Genomic DNA, 20,255 nt, shown 5'->3' with positions numbered 1-20,255 from the left:
GCGTGGTGTCCGAAGCATCCGGCGCGCGCCCCGGCGCCGACGCCGGCCGGGCCTCGGACAGCGCGATCGCCGCATCGTGCGGCCTCGCACGACCCAACGCGCCGACCGCGACCGAGCAGAAGGCGCTGGACGAACTCAACGCCCTGTTCACGGCCTGCCTGGACCGCAAGCGCATCGCGCCGCTCACCCTCGGACTCGACCTGACCTGGGACAAGGACGCCTCGCCCGTCGTCGCCCGGGACGTCGCCGCGTGCGTGGACACCGCCCGACGCGAGCAGCTCACCCCGTACGTCGTGCCCGCGACGCTGTTGTTCGTGGGCGACCACGACGGCTCCACGGCCCCGGTGTTCGACCTCAGCCGCGCCGACACCGTACGGATAGCCGGCGTCGCCGCGCTGATCCTGCTGCTCACCGCGGCGGTCACCGGCCTGGTCGCGGCCCGGTTGATTCGGCCGCTGACCGCACTCACCGACGCGGCGCTGCGCATGCGCGACGGCGACGACGCGACGCGGGTGGACCTGCCCGCGAACCACGAGATCGGCCGGCTCGCCGAGGCGTTCAACGACATGTCCGAGCACCGGCTGCGGATGGAGGAGCAGCGCAAGGAGATGGTCGGCGACGTGGCACACGAATTGCGCACGCCGCTGAGCAACATCCGCGGTTGGCTGGAGGCGGTCGAGGACGGGGTCGCGGTGCCGGACCGGGCGTTGACGTCCTCGCTGTTGGAGGAGGCGTTGTTGCTCCAACACGTGATCGACGATCTCCAGCACCTCGCCGAGGCCGACGCGGGCCGACTCGGCCTGCGGATGGAATCGGTGTCGCCGCACGAGGTCTCGGAGCAGGTCGTCGCGGCGCACCTGGCCCGGGCCACGGCACAGGGTGTGGCGCTGGTGGTGCGGGGCGACGCGAACCTGCGGGTGTCGGCCGATCCGGTACGGCTGCGCCAGATGGTGGGCAATCTGGTGTCCAACGCGGTGCGGCACACGTCCGAGGGCGGGAATGTGACCGTGCATGCCTATCCGGACGGGCCGGAGATCGTGTTCGAGGTGACCGACACCGGAATCGGCATCGCGGCAGCGGATCTTCCGCACGTCTTCGACCGGTTCTGGCGCGCGGACAAGTCCCGCAACCGCCGCACCGGCGGCAGCGGGCTCGGCCTGGCGATCGTCCATCGCCTCGCCCGGGCACACGGCGGCTCGGTCACGGTGCGCAGCACACCAGACGTCGGTTCGGTCTTCGCCATCCGCCTGCCCTCCTGAGCGCCGCCCCGGCCCGGATCGGTGCCGGGGTCGCTTTCGGCAGAAGACGTATTCCGGTGCGCGGTCCCCGGCCGTGGCCGGCGCCACGGCCACGGCCGGCTCGGCGGAAATCGTCAAGGCGTCGGACACATCGCACGCCGGGGACCCGCACCGCCGATCCACCCGCGCGGCGACGCGGTTCGTCAGGACACGTCGCGGCGCAGAGCCCGACCGGCCAGGGCGCCCGTGGGCCGGCCGTCGCGCAGCGCGGCGGTCCCGTTCACCAGGACGTGCCGCATGCCGCGTGCATAGCTCGCCGGCTTCGCGTAGGTCGCCGTGTCCACGATGTCGTCGGGCGCGAAGATCGCCACGTCGGCGTGCGCACCGACGCGCAGTACGCCGCGATCGCGCAGCCGCAGCGTCGTCGCGGGCAGGCCGGTCATCCGGCGTACGGCCTCCTCCAGCGACACGATCCCCTCGTCGCGCGCGTAGCGGCCCAGCACCCGGGCGAAGGTGCCGTAGGCCCGGGGGTGCACGGGGTGGTCGGCGAAGCGTTCGTCGACTGCCGGGGCGTCCGAGTCCGAGCCCACCGACACCCAGTCACGGGCGAAGGCGAGTCGGATGTTGTCCTCGTTCCCGATGAAGTACGCCGCGTCGGCGTGCGGCGCCGCGAGCACGATGTCCAGCATCGTGGTGATCGAGTCGGCGTCGCCTCGTGCCTTGGCGATGTCCGCGACCGTGGATCCGGTGGGGACGCCGATGTCCGGATGACTCGACAGGATCACGATGCCCTCGGCGCCGCCGCTCATCCGCCACAGGCTCTCCCACTCGCCGCCGTCGCGCACCGCGTCGACGATCTGCGCGCGGCTCCCGGGATCGCCGAGGCGCCGGCGAAGTTGCTCCGGGCCGCCGAGGTGGAAGGGCGGAGGGATGGCGGCCGACAACAATGTGCTGCCGGCCGTATAGGGGTAGATGTCGGCGGTCACCTCGACACCCGCGGCCCGGGCGGCCTCGATCCGGTCCAGGACCGCGGGCATCTTGCGCCAGTTGTCGCGGCCGGCGGTCTTCAGGTGGTAGATCTCGGCGCGGGCGCCGGAGGCCCGGGCGATGTCGAGGAGTTCGTCGACACCCTCCAGGAGGCGGTCGCCCTCGTTGCGCAGGTGCGAGATGTACAGCGCGTCGTACCGCGCCAACACGCGGGCATAGGCGATGAGTTCGTCCGTGTCGGCGTAGGTGCCGGGGGGGTAGATCAGCGCTGAGCCGACGCCCAGGGCCCCGTCCGCCAGCTCCTGTTCGAGCAGTGCGCAGGCGCGGGCGAGGTCGTCGACGTCCAGCGTGCGGTCCTCCAGCCCGGCGACGGACATCCGGAGATTGTCCGCTCCGACGAAGCTGCCCACGTTCTGGCCCACGCCCTGGGTTTCCAGCTGCTCCAGGAAGTCGCGCAGTCGCGGCCAGGAACGACGGGTTCCCTCGGTCGGCGGGCCGAGTTCGATCATCCCCTCGGTCATCGCACCGGTCACCGGGCCGAGCGAGACGCCTTCGCCGAAGATCTGTGTGGTGACGCCCTGATGAAGATCGGACAGGCCGCGGGGGTCCTGCTGGAGCGTGAAGTAGGCGTGGCTCAGCACGTTGACGAAACCGGGACAGACCACGCAGCCCCGCGCATCGATCTCGTCGCGGCCCCGGACATCCCCGACGTCTCCGACCGCGACCACACGTCCGGCGTCGATCGCGAGATCGCCGTCGAATGCGGGCGATCCGCTCCCGTCGACGAGAGAACCTTCGCGGACAACGAGATCGACCTGCATACGGAGCCTCTTCGAGTACGAGTGAGCCGACATCCCTGGTGCCCCTCAGTATTGCCGCGACCGCACCGGTGGATCATGGGCTCCGGCACGAGCGACACCACGAAGATGTGTGCATCGGCACGAAGACGGCCAGAAACGCCCGGCTGTCGAAGGCGGCACGGTCCGGCGCGCGAATGCTCCGGCGCGCGGCTGCTCCGGCTCGAATGGGCTCCGGAGCACATGGGCTTCGGCGGAATATACGATTGAGCATCGGGCGGACCGCCCCTAGCGTACGGGCGTGTGAGCAATACATTGCGAGAGGTCGCGGAGGCCAACGCGCGCATCGTCGCCTCGGGCGCGTACTCGACACCCGAGGGCACCGTCGTGGTGGCGCCCGCACTTCGCGCGGCGATCTCCGGCACGGTGAGCCATCCGCCGGACGAGCCCCTCGAAGCGTGCCCTACGGGCGCCGGGCACTCGACGTCGTTCGAGGTGACCGTCGAAAACAGCCTCCAAGCCGCGCGGCGCCTGGTGTCGACGGGTGTCGGACCGGTCGCGGTCCTGAACTTCGCGTCGGCGCGCACCCCGGGAGGCGGCTACCTGCGCGGGGCCCGGGCCCAGGAGGAGGATCTCTGCCGCAACAGCCTGTTGCATCCCTGCCTCCTGGCGGCCCCCGACTACTACGCGGCCCATCGCGCCGGCTCCGACCTGCTCTACAGCGACCGGGTCCTGTGGTCCCCCGGCGTCCCCGTGCACCGCGACGAGTGGGGTCGACTGCTCGGCGAGCCGTATCGAGTGTCCTTCCTCACCTGCGCCGCGCCCAATGCCGGCGAGGTCCTGCGCCGTGACCCGAGCGCGCACAACCGCATCCGGGCGGCCCTGTACCGGCGCGCCGAGCGCGTGCTGGCCGTGGCCCGCCGGCACGGGACGCGGCGGTTGGTGCTGGGTGCCTGGGGGTGCGGAGTGTTCCGCAACGACCCGCGCGTGGTCGCCGCGGCGTTCCATGCCCATCTCACCGCGCACGGCTCGTTGTCCACCGCCTTCGAAACGGTGGTCTTCGCGGTCCCGGATCGCTCGCCCGACTCGATCAACCGTGCGGCGTTCACCGAACGATTCGCGCCGGTACCGCCGAGGTGAACCGGTCGGATCGCTCTGACCGGTCGGACCGCTCGGTCCGATAGCACCGGCGCCGTAGGGCGACCCCGCTTGGTGGTCGGGCGGATCGACGAGTACGGCGGTCCCGGGACCTCCGGCGCCGGCTCCGCGAGTTGGGGTGAACGTGGTCCTGGAGACGACGGCCGGGGCGATTTGTCGGGCCGGTGAGCCGGGTGTGCGCCTACGCTGCCTCGTGCGTGGTTGCCCGGTGGCCCGAGATCGCTGATTCCGGAGGCGGATGTGGTGCGTGACGGTGGGAGATTCGACGTCGTCGTGGTCGGGGGCGGGCACAACGGTCTGGTCGCGGCCGCCTATTCGGCACAGGCGGGCCGGTCGGTCCTGGTGCTGGAACGGCTGGACGACGTGGGCGGCGCGGCGGTGTCGTGCCGGCCGTTTCCCGGGGTCGACGTGCGGCTGTCCCGCTACTCGTACCTCGTCAGTCTGCTGCCTCGAAAGATCGTCGACGATCTGCGGCTGCCCATCGAGCTGCGCCGGCGCCGGGTCGGGTCGTACACCCCGCTCGGCGCCGGCGGCTTCCTCGTCGACGCCGCGGACCCAGAACGCACCCGCGCCGAATTGACCCGCTTCGCGGGCTCGCGCGAGGCCGACGCGTGGGAGCGATTCGGCGCGGCCACGGCGCGACTGGCCGGTCGGGTGTTTCCCACCCTCACCGAACCGTTGCGCTCCGCAGCCGAGTTCCGCCGGCTCGTGGACGACGAACGGATCTGGGACGCGGTGTTCACGCAGCCCCTGTCCGGCCTGATCGAGGCGGAGTTCGCCGACGACACGGTGCGCGGCGTGGTGGCCACGGACGCGCTGATCGGTACGTTCGCCCCGATGGACGACCCCGCGCTGCGGCAGAACCGCTGCTTCCTCTATCACGTCGTCGGCGGCGGAACGGGCGATTGGGACGTACCGGTGGGCGGCATGGGCGCCGTCACCGCGGGCCTTGCCGACGCGGCCCGTGCGGCGGGGGCACAGCTGCGTACCGGGGCGGTGGTCGGCTCCGTGGACCCCGACGGCGAGGTGCGATACACGATCGGCGACCGGGAGTATCGGGTGACGGGTGGGCACGTGCTTGCCGCCGTCGCGCCCGACACGCTGAACCGGCTCCTGGGTGATCCTCCCGACGGGCCCGCGCCGGAGGGATCACAGCTCAAGGTCAACATGGTTCTCGCCCGGCTGCCGCGCCTGCGCGACCCGCTCGCGGACCCGCAACGGGCGTTCGCGGGCACGTTCCATGTCAACGAGGGCTACGCCCAACTCGCGGCGGCCTACGGGCGTGCCGCGGGTGGCGAGATGCCGACGCCGCCGCCCGGTGAGATGTACTGCCATACGCTGACCGACCCCTCCATCCTGGGTCCGCGGGCACGGGCCGCGGGCGTGCACACGTTGACGCTGTTCGGCCTGCACATGCCCGCGCGCCTGTTCGCCGAGGACAACGACGGCGCTCGGGCGAAGGCGCTGCGCGCGATGCTCGACTCGGTCGACGGCGTGCTTGCCGAGCCGATCGAGGACTGCCTGCTGCGCGACGGCGACGGCAATCCGTGTCTGGAGGTACGCACGCCCCTGGACCTGGAGCACGAACTCGGGCTGCCCGCCGGGCACATCTTCCATCGGGACTTGTCCTGGCCGTACGCGCAGGATGCCGAGACGCACGGCACGTGGGGTGTCGAGACGGCCCACGAGCGAATCCTGCTGTGCGGGGCCGGGGCGCGACGCGGCGGCGGCGTGAGCGGTATCCCGGGGCACAACGCGGCAATGGCGATCCTGCACGGCACCCCGGCCGGGCGGGTGCGCTGAGGACCGACACCACACCGCCCCGTGTCACCGCGACGCGACGCGACGGTCTACATCGGCGGCAATCGCTATGCCGAACTCACACTTGTGACAGGCCGGTTCGCGTCATCCGTACCCGTGTGACGCCGAGCAGGCCGGCGAGGGGCACCTTGGCGGTGGTCTGGTGCGGGTTCACCGTGAGGCCCTGGGAGCGAATGCGATCGAGGAGGTGCTCGGCCAGCGGCATGATCAGGTGTCGGCCGCGGCAGCGATCGGAGGCGTGGCCGAAGGGGAAGTACCCCGCGTGGTCGTCGGCGTCCGGGTCGCTCCAGCGTTCCGGTCGGAAGTCGTCCGGGTCGACCCACAGTTCCGGATCGCGATGGCTGAGCAGCGGGAGCAGCAACACGTCGTCGTTCGGACCGATCCGGGAGTCCAGGGCGGGAAACTCGGGTGAGGCCACACGCAGGATGTTCCACGACGGGGGCAGCAGGCGCAGCGACTCCAGCACGATGTGCCGGTTCGACACGTCGGCGTCGAACGGCGAGCCGAGCCAGAGGGCGTTGGCGACCAGCGCCGACACACCCAGGCACACCGGGGCCGCCACCCGTCGGTACAGGCCCAGCGCATAGTGCCGGTTGTCCGAGTCCGCGGCTGCCGTGGCGGTCAGCGCCGCGAGCTGCGACATGGGCGCTTCGGGGTCGGGCGTGCCGGGTAGCGCGGCGCTCGTGCGGACCGCGGCCCGAGCCAGTACGGGCAGCGCCTCAAGTCGACGATCCGTGAGCACACGCAGTCGCAACGGATCGGGGCGGAAAAGCAGATCACGAAGATAGGCGTGGCCCACGTTCGGCCAGTCTCCGGAAAGATCCACGGAATCGGGAACCGGCCCGTGTAAAGCGGCACGGACGTCCCGCGAGAGCGCCTGAAGTACATCGGCCGCCTCCGAACGGGCAATGGATCTTCCGTACAACGGCTTGAAAGTCGGCCGCTCGAATTCATGGGCGGACCTGCTCCCGAGGAGTTTCTCGATCAGGTCCGGATCGGCGACTCCGACGGTGTCGGCGTCCACCCGAAAAAACTTCACCCCGCGACGTTCCCGGAGGAGTTCTTCGATCTTCGGTGAAAAAACCGTGGCCCGGGCGCGCCCGACCGTATCGGATCGACTCATCGGTGCTCTCCACATGGTGGGAGTCTCGCGTCCGGTGCCGCCGACGTACGGCTGCACCGGACGCGAGCCCGGACGGCGAACCGACGCTTCGTCGGGCCGAGACGGCGCTACCGCAGGAGTATCGATCGTGCGGCGGCGGCAGGCACGGCCCGCGTCGGTTCGATGATCAACCGGTTCTCAGGGTGTGTCGATCAGCTGTACCAGATGAACCAGGTGGCGGACTTCAGGGACTTCTCGGTCCGGAACCTCTTGGAGAATGAGTTGACGATCTTGATCACGACAACCTCCAGGTGACTGTGAACCGGCCGAGTCGGGCATGACTCGGGCGGTCGGGCGATAAACCATCGCTACAGAATCCGACTTTCCGATTCTCGTCGCCTGGAAAGTGAATCCCCGAGACTAAAGGCGAGTCAATGTGACGTGGATCACAGATCAAAAACACCGCTATAACAAGCCGCTCATATCCGGCCGGCACTTATCCAAGCATACTCACAAACTGTTCACACAAACCCTGGAAAACAGTTGTTTGTCGATCTTGTGCCCATGCCGACGAGCCGGTTGCCCACAGACTCGCGACGCGGGCACGAACAGCCGTTTTCAGCCGGGGCGGGGGCGTGAACGTTTCCGCGGCGCGTGCCGACTTACCCGGCACATGCGGTGCGATGGAGGGGGTGCGGTGGTCGGCGACAGAGACAGCGATCTGTTGGTGATGCGCTGCCGACTCGGGGAACGGAAGGCGTTCACCGAACTGGTGGAGGAACGCGTAGGCGTCACCGGCGCGCCGATTCGGCGTCCGGGGGCGGCTCCGCTCGCTGCTCAGCGGCGGGCGGGGTTCCGGGTCCGGTGGGCCGGGTCCCGGGTGGTGGTCGTCTCGATCAGGGCCTCGAGTTCGGGGTCGGTCCACGGGCGGTGGTCGGTCAGCGCGGCACGGTGTCGGCCGGTGGCGATGTCCCCGAGGATGTCCTCGGCGGTGACACCGGGGCCGAGCAGACGGGTGGTGGCGGGCGCGTGGCCGGTCCAGGCCCAGCGCAGCGATGCGCCCATGCTGTAGACCTCGGCGGCTTCGGTGAGGGTGACGGCGGCGTCGGGTTTGCCGTCGAGGAGTTCGCGGGCGATCTCGGGTGCGGTGGACTGGTCCATGCCGCCTCGGTAGGGGCTCGGCAGTGGCAGGTCGGGGTGGTGGGCGAGGTCGTGGTCGATGAACTCGACCGTGTTGGCCGGGGTGATCAGGATGTTGGCGGGTTGGATGTCGCCGTGCCGCCAGCCGCCCGCGTGGAGTGCGGCGAGCGGGGTGAACGCGCGATGGGCGATCCGACGCAGGGTCGCTCGGGTGCCGGGCGTGCCGGTGCGGCGGGCGGCGACGCACCAGTCCCACAGGGTGGTGCCCGGTCGCCAGGCGATCGCGATCCACGCACCGTCGCCGAGGCGTGCGCTCGCGGCCCCCGCCGGATGCAGATCCTGCTCGTGCAGGAGGGTGACGGCGCGGGCCTCGTGCATCAGCGCCGCGACATCGGCGGGTCCGGTCGCGGTCCTGATCTTCCAGTGCCGGGTGCGCCAGGCGGCTGTGTGGTCGCGGGTCAGCGGGCGGGGCGCCTCGGCGATGCCCAGGTTTTCCAGGGCTGCGGCGAGCAGCGGGTCCATCGTCACCTCCTCGCGGTCCGCACGAGCCGCCGGCGCGACCGCCGGGTGACGCGGAACGCCGCCGGGCGGTGGGGCCGTTGAGCCCGGCGGCGACCTGCACGACGTGCGGACGTCAGTCGTCCTTCTTCCACCGGCCGGCTTCCTGGGTACCGGTGTACTCGCCGATCGCGGCGCTGCCGTCCGCGTGGATCAGCGGCGTGCCGTCGGCCGTGACGTTGAGGCCGAGCGCGACGTCGAAGTGGTGCTCGGGCAGTGCCGGGCGGGATGCCCTGGCAGGGTCGGGAGAGGGGGCCCTGCGGGTGAGGATCAGCGGTCGAACCATGGGATTGCTCCTGTCCGTTCGATGCGGTCGCCGCGGCTGGGACATGCCGTACCTCCGAGTGAACCCCGCGTCGCCGCGCCTGAACAGCCCCTGCCGGTGCCCGAATCGCGAAAGCGCCGACCTCCGCCCCGGCTCGGCTCGGCGCGCCGTGCGTCGGCCGGGGCCGGAGGCCGCCACACGGTGCGGCGAGCCGGCCGTGGGGGTTGCCGGATACGGAGGGGGCGGTGCACGGGCGCACCCGCCCGCGAGCACCGCATGCCGCCCGAAAGCGCTTCTCGCGCGCGGCCGTCGTGAAATAGGCCGCAGGTGGTGCGGAAGGAGTCGTGACATGCCCGGTCGTCCGAGCGCGCGTTGACGTCGTAGGCCGTGATCGGCCCGTGCGTTTCGTCGCGCACGTTCCCGCGCTACGGGCCATCGGCCTCGCCTCGGCCGCCTTCCAGGACTCCTTCGCCGCCTTCATGACCGGCTATCTGCTCTTCCTGCTGCCTGTGGCGGGGGTCGGGGAGTCGTGACATCTCTCGGCGCCCCTCGCCGCAGGTTCGCCGCGTGTTCCCGGGCAATAGCCGGCGGAAACAACCCGGCCAATGCCGGCACAAAACTTGTTTTGGATCGAGTCAAGCGGAATCCGATCTTCAAGTTGGGTGATCACGAACCGGTAACTGATCTTTACCGTGGGGTCCGCTCGATACACTAGCCAAGCCGCGATGACTCCTATAGAGTCTTGCTCGGTCATCAGCCCGCGTAGACTCGTGTGCGTAGATTTGATGACACCTTAATGAAGTCGAATAACTGTTCCATAACCTCCGACGGGCCCGAAGTTCTCCCTCCTGCCGATGTCGACTGACAGGATGGATTGGAATCGGATCCCGCCACCTGTTCCGGTGACGTAGCCGTCGACGAAAAGTGAACAGGGAACGAACAGTGAACATGGCATGGATGTGACCCGACCGCTTTTCGCCGTCCGGCTCCCGCCGTGGAGAGCTTTGCGATTCAGGCGGCGCAGGGCGGCGAATCTCCGAGAAGCATCTGTCGTGAAGCCCCGGGTGGGGCCGGCTCCCGACCACACCCGAGCTGTTCTGTCGCCGCCCCGTGAGTGGCCCACGGAACGACGCGGAATTTCGCCGGATGATCAGTCCTGCGCGAGTGCTGGGAGTGTCTTCGAGCTGTGGGAAAATCAGTCGAGAATCGCATTCCGGAAACCGGCGGAAACCGGTCGGCGCAGTACCGCTGCGTCGGCATCGGAGTCGGTCCCGCCAATCTGAGCCTGGCATCGCTGCTGCACGGGCGCTCGGAGACGCCGAACCTGTTCCTCGACCAGAGGGAGCAGTTCGGCTGGCACGACAATCAGCAGATACCCGGCGCGGCCTTGCAGGTATCACTGCTCAAGGACCTCGTCCTCCTCTCCGACCCGACGAACGGGTTTTCCTTCCTCTCGTATCTGCACGAGCAGGGGAAGATCTACCACTTCATCAACGCCCAGTACGACGCGGTGCCCCGTCGGGAGTTCCGGAATTATCTGGAGTGGGCCAGCCGGCGCAACGAGAACATAGTCTTCGGCGAAAAGGTGCTCACCGTCGAATTCGATGGATCCTTCGTCGTGCACACCAGCCGTCGCACCGTGACCGCGGACAACATCTGCGTCGGCGTCGGCACCAGGCCCTGGGTCCCGGAACAGGCCCGGGACAAGCTCGGCGACACCCAGTTCCACGTCTCCGACTTCATCGACGGGACCCGCACCGGCCTGGCGGGCAAGCGGGTCGCGGTGGTCGGTGGCGGCCAGTCCGGGGCGGAGGCGTTCCTGGATCTGATATCCCGGCCGCTCCAGGAATTGCCCAGGCGGGTGACCTGGGTATCACGACGCGGAAACTATTTCCCCATCGACGACTCTCCGTTCACGAACGAGTATTACGTACCGAGCTACTCCGAATACTTCTCCGGTCTGGACCGGACAGTCCGCGAGTCGCTCAACAATCGGAACGTGCTGAGCAGCGACGGAATCTCCGAATCGACGCTGCGGGACATCTACCAGCGCTGCTACGAGCACCGCTTCATCGCCGGGGCGCACGACCTGCTGGCCCTGCTTCCCAACCGTGGCGTGACCGACGTGACCGGCAACGAGTCCGGCGGCTGGACCATCGGGCTGGGCCACAACGACCGGCCGGGCGTGGCCGAGTACGTGGATGTGGATGCCATCGTCTGGGCGACGGGATTTCGTCCGGCGCCGACGGATTTCCTCGCACCGATCGAGAACCGGCTGGAGCGCGAGGGCGACGAGTACCGCATCGACCAGGATTTCGCGGTGCTGTGGGACGGGCCTCGCGATCGCCTGATCTTCATGCAGAACGCTGCCCGCGGGCAGCGCGGCCTGGCCGATCCCAACCTGAGCCTGACCGCATGGCGCAGCCGCCGGATCCTCGACCGGATCCTCGGCGTGGGCTCCGACGAGCAACTGCCCTCGTTCGTGGAGTGGTCGGCCAAACCGCCGGCCGACGAACTGGACGGTCTGTGACTCCCGGCCGCACCGACGTGGCCGTCGTCGGCGCCGGTATCGTCGGTTGCCTGGTCGCTCGGGAGATCACCGCACGCGCACCGCAGGCATCGGTCGTGCTCCTGGATCGGGACACGGCCGGCACCGGCGCGAGCCGTCGATCGGCGGGTCTGCACTGCCCGCGCGGTGCGACGGAGCGTGTGCGGCGGATGACGCGGTACAGCCAGGACTACTACGCCGGGCTCAAGGCCGACGCCCCCGAGCTGCCGATTTACCCGGTGCCCATGTCGGTGGTGGCGTCGCCCACGAGCGCGCCGCGACTGCGCGAGATCTACCTCGACAGCGCCGAACTGACCCGCGTCCACACGCTGTCCGGCCACGAGCCGACCGGCCGGCCCGATCTGCGCCTTCCCGAGAACGCGCAGATCTGGGACTGCCGAGGCGGTCAGTACGCCGATGTGTACGCGCTGGTCCGGGACCTCACCCGTGAGCTGCGTTCCCGGGTGACCCTGCGCGAGGGCGTCCGGGTGGACGCCGTGCGCACGATCGGCCGGCGGGACCCCGGCGCCGAAGGCCCGGGCGCGGACGAAGACGATGCCCGCACCGGTCACGTCGAGCTGCGTCTGGGCACCGGCGAGACGCTGATCGCGGGGCGGGTGGTCCTCGCGCCGGGCCCCTGGGTCGCCGACCCCGCCTGGCGCGAACTGGTCGCCCCGCTCGGCGCCCGGGTCAAGAAGATCGTCGCCCTGCACATCGACCGGGTCCCGACCCGGGCCGACCGGGCTGTGGTCTTCCAGGACGAGGACGCCTTTTTGCTGCCCCTGCACGAACCGGGGCACTGGCTGTTCAGCTACACCTGCACGACCTGGGACGTCGATCCCGACGAAGCGGTCGACGGACTGTCTCCCGACGACGTCGACGAAGCGCACGCGAGTCTGCGCCGGCACGCCCCCGAGTCGGCCCGACGATGCGTTTCGGGCCGCGTGTTCTGTGACGCGTACAGCATCACCGGCGAACCGGAGGTGCGCGTACTCGACGGCGGACACGTCGTCTTCGCGGGCGCCGCCAACGGCTCCGGCTACCGGCTCGCCCCGGCGATCGCGGCGGAAGCCGCGGACCTGCTGCACCTGCCCCCCAAGCCGCCGCACGCGCCGGCGAAGCAAAGGAGTCGGTAGTGAAGATCAGCACCTACGGCACCGATGGCCGATCCGCCGCGCAGGGCGTCGAGGTGGTCGCCGTCGAGGAGGGCTCCGCGGCACCGGCGGGTGTGGGCGCGACCTGGATCGACGTCGCGCCCGGCGCCCGTTCGGAGGCGCACCAGCACGACGAGACGGAGACGTGGGTGTTCGTCGCGGGCACGGGCGAGTTGACCGTCGACGGCGAACGCCATCCGGTCTCCGCCTCCTCCATCGCCCGGTTCGAGCCGTTCGAGACACATTCGGTGCACAACACCGGCGACACCCCTCTACTCTTCGTCAGCTTCTACTGGCGCGACGGCGTACGCGCGGTACACGCGGCGAACGACACCGGGCACCGAGGCTTCGGCAAGCGCCCGCTGTTCGTCTTCTCCTCCGCGCCGACCCCCAACGGGGACCTGCACCTGGGACACCTGTCCGGCCCGTTCTTCGGCGCCGACGTCTTCGTCCGCCATCAGCGCATGCTCGGCGCCGAGGCCTGGCACATCACCGGCAGCGACGACTACCAGAACTACGTCGTGGCCGCCGCGCGTCGCGAGGGTCGGACCCCGGCACAGACCGCCGCGCACTACAGCGCCGAGATCCTGGCCACCCTCGAACTGATGGACATCGACGTACACCGGTACACCGCGACCAGTCGGGACGCCGACTACCCGGCCGCCCTGCGCGCGTTCTTCTCCCGGCTGACCGCCTCGGGCGTCGTGGCGCCCCGGGAGGGCATCGCACTGTTCGCCGCCGACACCGGGGAGTATCTGTACGAGTCGGGCGTCAGCGGCGACTGCCCCGCCTGCGGCAGCGAAAGCGGCGGGAACGTGTGCGAGGCGTGCCTGGAACCCAACGTCTGCACCGACCTGATCGGGCCGCGCTCGGCCGGGTCCGATGTCGCGCCCCGCGAGGGTGCGATCACCCGCTACACCCTCCCGCTGCACGAACTCGGGAAGGAGATCACCGAGCACCACCGGCTCGGGCGGGTCCCGGCCGCGGTGCAGGAACTGGCCGAACGGCTGGCCCACCGCGAGCGGTTGGACATCCCGCTCACGCACCCGGCCGAATGGGGTGTCGCACCCGCCGAGTCCGATGTGCCGGGCCAGGTCATCTGGTCCTGGTTGGACTACGCCTTCAGCATCCTGTACGGCATCGGCGCGCTCGGCCGGGATCTGGGCCGGGACTGGGACGCGGACGCACCCGATGCCGACTGGAAGATCGTGCACTTCCTGGGTTCGGACGGCAGCTTCTTCCACCCGATGTTCATCCCGGCGCTCTACCGCATCGCTCATCCGCAGTGGAGTCCGGACATCGATTACCACATCAACGAGTTCTACCTGCTGGAGGACAGCAAGTTCTCCACCAGCCGCGGTCACGCCATCTGGGGCAAGGACGTGCTCAATCCGCGCACGGTCGACTCCATCCGCTTCTACCTGGCATTGACCCGCCCCGAGGGCCGACGCACCAGCTTCGCACCCGACGCGTACGAGTCCTTCGTCCGCGACACGCTGGTCGGCGGCTGGCAACACTGGCTGAACGACCTGGGTGATCGGGTCGCCAAGCGGCACGGCGGCGCCGCGCCGGACGCGGGTGTATGGCGACCCGAACACGCGGCCTTCCTGGCCCGGCTGGAGGGGCGTCGCTCGGCGCTGACCGGCGCTCTCGGCCAGGACGGCTTCTCGCTCAACCGTGCCGCCGAGCTGCTGAACGGCATCGTCGAGGACGTCACGACGTTCGCGAGGCGCCAGGCCCCCGCCGCCGAGGTCGCGACCTGGAAGGACGAGGCGCGCACCACGATCGCCCTCGAACTCGCGGCCGCGCGGCTGCTGGCCACGTGCGTCGCGCCGGTGATGCCGAGGTTCGCGAACCGCCTCTCGGCCGCCCTCGGCGGACCTGCGCCCACCCGATGGCCGACCTCGGTCGACCTGTTGCCCGCCGGCACCGCCGTCGACCTGACCGGCCGGGTCTTCTTCGCGGCTCCGGAGGCATCCGAGCAGCCCCCGGACCGGGCATCGAACCCGGACGAGACCAACCGGACCCCGGGCCGGCAGCCGTCGTCGCCGTTGCTCCCGTGGTTCAGCGGCCTGGTGCGTGAGCTCCTGCGTCTGCCGGACGACGAGCCCGTCCACGACAAGTCGCTCGTGCTGCTCGGCATGGAGTCGCTCCAGGCCATCGCCCTGCAGTACCGGCTCACCGAGCAGGTCGACGCCGACGTCTCGATCGAAAACCTGCTCGGCGCGCACACCGTCGCCGAATTGAGCGCGCTCATCGAGCGGGGCCTGGACCCCGAGGTGGTCGCCGCACACGCGGAGGTTCGCGCGTGAGCCACATGCAGGTTCTGCGCGAAATCGAGGCGAGGGGTCTGACCATCACCGCCGCCGGCACCGATCTGCGCCTGCAGGGGCCGCGCGAGCGCATGGACGCCGATCTGTTGCGCCTGATCAAGGCGCACAAGGCCGAACTGATCGCCCACCTCGACGCGCCGGACGGCTTCGCCCCGACCGACCTGCAGCGCAGCTACCTGGTCGGCCGCGGCGAGCACGTCGAGATCGGCAACGTGGCCAGCCACGTCTACCACGAGATCGAGGGCGTCTGGGACATCGACCGCCTGGAGCGGGCACTGCGCGCGGTGGTGGCGCGACACGGCGCGTTGCGGACCCGCTTCACCGCCGACGGCCGACAGGTCCAAGAGGACGCCGTCGACGTACGCATCGGGCGGCTGGACGTGCGCGGCGCGTCCGAGTCCGCGCGGCACGAACACCGGCTCGCCGAACGGGAGTCGCGCTCGCATCGCATGCTGCCCGCCGACCGGGCCCCACTGCTGACGGCGGACGTGACGATCCTGGCCGACGACCGCATGGTGCTGCACGTCGACCACGACGGGCTGATCCTGGACGCGATCAGCATGTTTCTGTTCTTCCGGGAGTGGTGGTCCGCCTACCGGTCCGACGCCGATCCGGACACCGATGCCGCCGAGACCTCGGACCCGCTCGGGGAGGCTTCCTTCGCGGCCTACGTCGCGGCCCTGGAGGCCGCGCGCACCCGTGCCCCGGCCAAGCGGGCCCGCAGGTACTGGCTGGACCGGCTGGACGACCTCGCCCCGTATCCGGACCTGCCGCTGCGCACCAGCCCGTCCTCGATCGTCGCCCCCCGCTTCTCGGCGCACTTCGCCCGGCTGGCCGAACCGTCCTGGACGGTGCTCAAGGCCCGGGCGGCCGCGGCCGGACTCACCCCCTCGGCACTGCTGTTCGCCGTCTACGCGGACACCCTCGCGGCGTGGGGCGCCGGTTCGCGGTTCACCGTCAACACCACCGTGGCGAACCGCCCGCCGATCCACCCGCGCATCTTCGACGCCCTCGGCAACTTCTGCGAGACGATGCTCGTCGAGGTCGCCGTGGACCGTGACACCACCTTCCTCGACCGGGCACGGGCCCTCCAGGCCAGGCTGCGCCAGGAGTTGGACAACCGGCACTTCACCGGCATCGAGGTGATGCGCGAACTGGCCCGCCGCGGCGACGGCGCGGCACGCGGGCAGATGCCGTACACGTTCAACAGCGCGCTCGGCTACGTGCACGCCGACATCGACGGTTCGGCCCTGGAACTCTTCGGTCCCGAGGTGTACACCTCGAGTCAGACGCCGCAGGTCTGGCTCGACACCTCCGCCTTCGAACAACACGGCGGCGTGGTGGTGCAGTTCGACAGCGTCGACGGGCTGTTTCCGGACGGGCTGGTCGAAGACCTGGTGTCGGGCTACCAACGGCTGCTCGACGCCCTCCTGGGCGACTCGGCGTGGTCGGCGAAAACGTTCGACCTGCTTCCCGAGCACCAGCGCGAACGGCGCCGGGCGGCCAACGCCACGGCCGCGGCGCTGCCTTCGCCCGGGATGTTGACGGACGCGTTCCTGGCCAACGTGGAGCGCGAGCCGGCCGCGCCGGCCGTGCTCACCTCGGCCGGGACGCTGAGTTACGCGGATGTGTACGCACGTGCCGCACACGCCGCCGCCTGGTTGCGGGCCCGGCGGGTGGGTCCAGACGAACCGGTCGGGCTCGTACTGCACCGCGGCCCCGCGCAGATCGTCGGGATTCTCGCCACGATGCTGGCCGGTGCCGCCTATCTGCCGGTCGACGCCGCGCTTCCGGCGTCGCGTCGGCAGTACATGCTCACCAACGGGCGAGCCCGCTTGGTGTTGACCGACCCGGCCGCGGCGCGGGACGGCGACGACCCGGGACGCGAGGTCCTGGTGCTCGACCCGGACGGCCCGCTTCCGCCCGGCCCGGTGCCCGATCCGCGCCCGGTGCCCGGCGGCGCGGACGACGAACACCTGGCCTACGTCCTGTACACCTCCGGGACCACCGGCGAGCCCAAGGGCGTGATGGTCAGCCGCAGGAGCGTGGCCAACGTGGTCGCCGACTGCAACGCGCGGTTCGGAGTCGGGCCGCGGGACCGGTTCTTCGGGATCAGCGCGTTCAACTTCGACCTGTCCGTCTACGACGTCTTCGGCGCGCTGTGCGCGGGCGCTGCGGTGGTGCTGCCGGACGCGGACAAGGCGAGCGACCCCGCGCACTGGCTGCAGTTGTGCCAGGACGGCGGCGTGACCGTGTGGAACTCGGTTCCGGCAATCGTGTCGCTGCTGCGGGACCAGGCGACGGCGGACGGCACGGATGCGCTGAACTCGCTGCGCCTGGTGATGATGAGCGGGGATCGCATCCCCCCGACGCTGCCCGCCGACCTGCGCAGGCTCAAGCCCGATCTGGAGATCGTCTCGCTGGGCGGTCCGACGGAGACCACGATCTGGAACGTGCTGCACCCGATCGGCAAGGACGAGGACGGCTCGCGGAGCATCCCGTACGGCCGGCCGAACGCGAACAACCGGGCGTACGTCCTGGACGAACACCGATGCGACCTGCCCGACGGGGTCACCGGAGAGATCTGGGCCGCCGGGGTCGGCCTGGCCCGCGGGTACTGGGGCGACGACACGCTCACCGCCGAGCGCTTCGTCATCGATCCGATGCGCGGCGAACGCCTGTACCGCACCGGGGATCTGGGTCGCTACCTGCCGAACGGCGAGATCGACATCCTCGGCCGCGGCGACTTCCAGATCAAGGTCAACGGTTATCGCATCGAGGCCGGTGAGGTGGAGACTCGGCTGGTGGCGTTGGCTGCCGTGGAGCGGGCGGTGGTCACCCGGCAAAGCGGCGTCCGCGGCGACCGGTTGATCGCCCATCTCGTCCCGACCGGCGACAGCCGCCCGGGCGTCGAGGCGGTGCGCGAGGCGCTGCGCCGGCATCTGCCGCCATACATGATCCCGGCCGCCGTGCACTGGCACGCGGGCCTCCCGCTGACCCGCAACGGCAAGGTGGACCGGGTGAGATTGACGGCCGCGGCGGATGCCGTCGCGCCGTCCTCCGCCGCGCCCACCGCCGCCGACTCGGAGTTGGAACTGCGGATCACCGGATTGTGGGCGAGGTTGTTGCGGATCGCGGACGTGGACCTGGACGTCACCCGCCCGCTGTACGACCTGGGCGGCGATTCGCTGGTGGCCGCGCGCATCCTCGCCGGGGTGCGCAAGCAGTTCGGCCTGACCATCACGCTGGACCGACTGCCGGAGGTGGACACGGTGCGGGCCATGGCGACGCACATCGAGCGAAGTCTCGCCGACAGGGACCGCAAGGCCGGGACGAGCGGGAAGGAGGCGGACGCGACATGACCGACTCGGTGATCAATCGCCTCGTCGCGCAGGCCCCCTCCCCCGGACACCACATCTCCTTCTTCCGCCTCGGCGGGATCGAGACCGTGGAACTGACCGACTTCCACGCCCGCGCCGGTCGGCTCGCGCTGTGGTTGCGCGAGCTGGGCATCGGCCGGGGCGACCGGATCGGCATCCTGGCTGCGAACTGTCTCGAATGGATGCTCCTGGACCTGGCGGCGATCCGCCTGGGCGCGGTGAGCGTGGGTTTCGACCCGGCCAAGTTCGACACGGACACCGGTCTGTGCGAGCGCTACCGCCTGAGCGTGCTGTTCACCGACGGTGCTCCCACCGCGCCCGGCAGCAGGTCGCTGGGCGAGGTGGGCCCGGCTGCTGAGCGGCCCCGTCCCGGGGAGGTGCTCGAACCGATCGTGTACTCGCCCGACGACGTGTTGTCGTTGAAACTCACCTCGGGCAGTACCGGCGAGCCCAAGACGCTCACCGCGGGCGTCGGCAGCGTGGACGACGACCTGCGGGCCGTGCAGGAGATGTTCGCGCACGGCGCCGACGACAACCTGCTCGTGTTCCTGCCGTTGTCGGTGGTGCAGCAGCGGTATTGGACGTACTCCGCGCTGCGGTGGGGCCACGACGTCACCATCTGCACGTACGAGTCCGCCTTTCCCGCGCTCCGGTTGATCCGGCCGACGGTGGTGATGGGCGTGCCGGGGTTCTTCGAGAGTGCCAGGAAGCACATCCAGGCTCGGATGGGCGACGCCGCGGGCGGCGACGAGGACGGTGCGCGCCGCGACGCCGTCCGGCAGTTGTTCGGCGACCGCATCCGCTACCTGTGGACCGGCTCGGCGCCGGCCGCCGCCGGCACGTTGCGCTTCTTCACCGACGCCGGGCTGCCCATCTTCGAGGGCTACGGGCTCAACGAGACCTGCATCGTCGCCAAGAACCACCCCGGCGCGCACCGGGAGGGCAGCGTCGGGCGGGTACTGCCGGGCAAACAGGTGCTGTTGGATGCCGAGGGTGTGATCCACGTGCGCGCCGAGCACCCGGTGTGCCGAGGCTACGAGCAGGCGCCGCCCGGTGTCTCGGAACGTGTGTTCGCCGCGGACGGAACGGTCCGCACCAACGACATCGGCCGGCTCGACGAGGACGGCTTCCTCTACATCCACGGCCGTGCGGACGACGTGATCGTGCTGGACAACGGCCGGAAGATCGCCGTACGGCCGCTGGAGGAACACATGAAGATCAGCCCGGCGATCGAGGAGTGTGTGGTGTTCTGCCCGACGCAGACCCATCTCGTCGCCGTGGTCTCGCCCGCCGTCGAGCCGGTCGGACCGGCCGAGGAGCAGGCCATCGCCGAGCAACTGGCCCGGACCAACGCGGCGTTCGGCGCGGACGAGCAGATTCGCTACGTCGTGGTGGCGCACCCGGGGTTCGGCGTCGAAAACGGGCTGCTCACCTCTCAGCTCAAGCCCAGGCGCGGGCGCATCCACGACACCTACCGCTCGCGGATCCACGACAACCAGGGAAGCATCCATGCAGTCCGAGATTGAGACCGTGGCCAGGAAGAACCTCGCCCGGGTCCTGGAGACCGCCGTCGACCCGGCGGACATCGACCTCGACGAGGACATGGTCGGCGGCTACGGGTTGACCTCGCTGAACAAGGTCCTGTTCCTCATGTCCGCCTGCGACGATGCCGGAGTGGACCTGTCCAGCTTCACCGAACCCGACGTGGCGGCCATGAGCACGCTGCGCGATGTGACCGAGGCGCTGTCGCGCCACGCCGGAAGGGCGGCCTGAG

The 20,255-nt window shown here is 70.2% G+C and carries 14 protein-coding genes; 10 read left to right on the top strand and 4 right to left on the bottom strand.

Translation table 11 applies throughout. The features are described 5' to 3' along the window. Positions 1–1,259, top strand: a 1,259-nt coding sequence (locus ABZS54_RS21895; protein WP_355538435.1) for a HAMP domain-containing sensor histidine kinase, incomplete at its 5' end; no start/stop codon positions are given. A gap of 182 nt (positions 1,260–1,441) precedes the next feature. Here the strand turns inward: ABZS54_RS21895 and ABZS54_RS21890 are convergent. After that, positions 1,442–3,046, bottom strand: coding sequence for an amidohydrolase family protein (locus ABZS54_RS21890; RefSeq protein WP_355538432.1), 1,605 nt, complete (start codon positions 3,044–3,046; stop codon positions 1,442–1,444). 279 nt (positions 3,047–3,325) lie between these two features. Here ABZS54_RS21890 and ABZS54_RS21885 point away from each other — a divergent pair, with 279 nt between their 5' ends. Together ABZS54_RS21885 and ABZS54_RS21880 are read left to right on the top strand one after the other, a co-directional pair. After that, positions 3,326–4,162: a TIGR02452 family protein gene (locus ABZS54_RS21885; RefSeq protein WP_355538429.1), complete on the top strand. Its 837-nt coding sequence runs from the start codon at positions 3,326–3,328 to the stop codon at positions 4,160–4,162. A 258-nt stretch (positions 4,163–4,420) separates the two neighbouring features. Beyond that, on the top strand, positions 4,421–5,983 hold the full coding sequence (locus tag ABZS54_RS21880; RefSeq protein ID WP_355538426.1) for an NAD(P)-binding protein: 1,563 nt from the start codon (positions 4,421–4,423) through the stop codon (positions 5,981–5,983). A gap of 76 nt (positions 5,984–6,059) precedes the next feature. Here the strand turns inward: ABZS54_RS21880 and ABZS54_RS21875 are convergent, their stop codons facing one another. The 3 genes from ABZS54_RS21875 to ABZS54_RS21865 form a co-directional block, all read right to left on the bottom strand. Continuing rightward, a complete protein-coding gene (locus tag ABZS54_RS21875; protein WP_355538423.1) occupies positions 6,060–7,124 on the bottom strand; it encodes a cytochrome P450 in 1,065 nt (354 codons plus the stop codon). 816 nt (positions 7,125–7,940) lie between these two features. Then, a complete protein-coding gene (locus tag ABZS54_RS21870; RefSeq protein WP_355538420.1) occupies positions 7,941–8,765 on the bottom strand; it encodes a hypothetical protein in 825 nt (274 codons plus the stop codon). Between the two features lie 112 nt (positions 8,766–8,877). Continuing rightward, the gene (locus ABZS54_RS21865) at positions 8,878–9,087 is read right to left on the bottom strand and encodes a hypothetical protein (protein ID WP_355538417.1); all 210 of its coding nucleotides are present in this window, start codon (positions 9,085–9,087) and stop codon (positions 8,878–8,880) included. A gap of 377 nt (positions 9,088–9,464) precedes the next feature. Between ABZS54_RS21865 and ABZS54_RS21860 the strand changes: the two genes are divergently transcribed. The 7 genes from ABZS54_RS21860 (at position 9,465) to ABZS54_RS21830 (ending at position 20,254) form a co-directional block, all read left to right on the top strand. Then, complete coding sequence (locus ABZS54_RS21860; RefSeq protein WP_355538441.1) at positions 9,465–9,599, top strand: hypothetical protein; 135 nt, start codon at positions 9,465–9,467, stop codon at positions 9,597–9,599. A 653-nt stretch (positions 9,600–10,252) separates the two neighbouring features. Beyond that, a complete protein-coding gene (locus ABZS54_RS21855; RefSeq protein ID WP_355538414.1) occupies positions 10,253–11,596 on the top strand; it encodes a SidA/IucD/PvdA family monooxygenase in 1,344 nt (447 codons plus the stop codon). After that, positions 11,593–12,750, top strand: a complete 1,158-nt coding sequence (locus ABZS54_RS21850; RefSeq protein WP_355538411.1) for an FAD-dependent oxidoreductase — start codon at positions 11,593–11,595, stop codon at positions 12,748–12,750. The genes ABZS54_RS21855 and ABZS54_RS21850 overlap by 4 nt, the downstream gene beginning before the upstream one ends. Then, a complete protein-coding gene (locus tag ABZS54_RS21845; protein ID WP_355538408.1) occupies positions 12,750–15,080 on the top strand; it encodes a class I tRNA ligase family protein in 2,331 nt (776 codons plus the stop codon). Before ABZS54_RS21850 ends, ABZS54_RS21845 begins: the two co-directional genes overlap by 1 nt. A 5-nt stretch (positions 15,081–15,085) precedes the next feature. Continuing rightward, positions 15,086–18,463 carry an amino acid adenylation domain-containing protein gene (locus ABZS54_RS21840; RefSeq protein WP_355538438.1) on the top strand — a complete coding sequence of 1,126 codons (3,378 nt, stop codon included), beginning with the start codon at positions 15,086–15,088 and terminating at the stop codon, positions 18,461–18,463. Next, entirely contained in the window at positions 18,460–20,007 is a 1,548-nt protein-coding gene (locus tag ABZS54_RS21835; RefSeq protein ID WP_355538405.1) for an AMP-binding protein, read from the top strand. Before ABZS54_RS21840 ends, ABZS54_RS21835 begins: the two co-directional genes overlap by 4 nt. Beyond that, complete coding sequence (locus ABZS54_RS21830; RefSeq protein ID WP_355538402.1) at positions 19,991–20,254, top strand: acyl carrier protein; 264 nt, start codon at positions 19,991–19,993, stop codon at positions 20,252–20,254. The genes ABZS54_RS21835 and ABZS54_RS21830 overlap by 17 nt, the downstream gene beginning before the upstream one ends. The last annotated feature ends 1 nt before the right edge of the window (position 20,255 follow it).

This window comes from Embleya sp. NPDC005575 (genome assembly GCF_040605455.1).
In the GTDB taxonomy this organism is placed as follows: domain Bacteria; phylum Actinomycetota; class Actinomycetes; order Streptomycetales; family Streptomycetaceae; genus Embleya.
This window is presented reverse-complemented; position numbering and strand designations above follow the sequence as displayed.

Bases quoted from the DNA above. Each gene is read 5' to 3' on its own strand.
- ABZS54_RS21890 (WP_355538432.1), bottom strand. From the start codon at position 3,046: ATGCAGGTCGATCTCGTTGTCCGCGAAGGTTCTCTCGTCGACGGGAGC.
- ABZS54_RS21875 (WP_355538423.1), bottom strand. From the start codon at position 7,124: ATGAGTCGATCCGATACGGTCGGGCGCGCCCGGGCCACGGTTTTTTCA.
- ABZS54_RS21870 (WP_355538420.1), bottom strand. From the start codon at position 8,765: ATGGACCCGCTGCTCGCCGCAGCCCTGGAAAACCTGGGCATCGCCGAG.
- ABZS54_RS21865 (WP_355538417.1), bottom strand. From the start codon at position 9,087: ATGGTTCGACCGCTGATCCTCACCCGCAGGGCCCCCTCTCCCGACCCT.
- ABZS54_RS21840 (WP_355538438.1), top strand. From the start codon at position 15,086: ATGCAGGTTCTGCGCGAAATCGAGGCGAGGGGTCTGACCATCACCGCC.
- ABZS54_RS21835 (WP_355538405.1), top strand. From the start codon at position 18,460: ATGACCGACTCGGTGATCAATCGCCTCGTCGCGCAGGCCCCCTCCCCC.
- ABZS54_RS21830 (WP_355538402.1), top strand. From the start codon at position 19,991: ATGCAGTCCGAGATTGAGACCGTGGCCAGGAAGAACCTCGCCCGGGTC.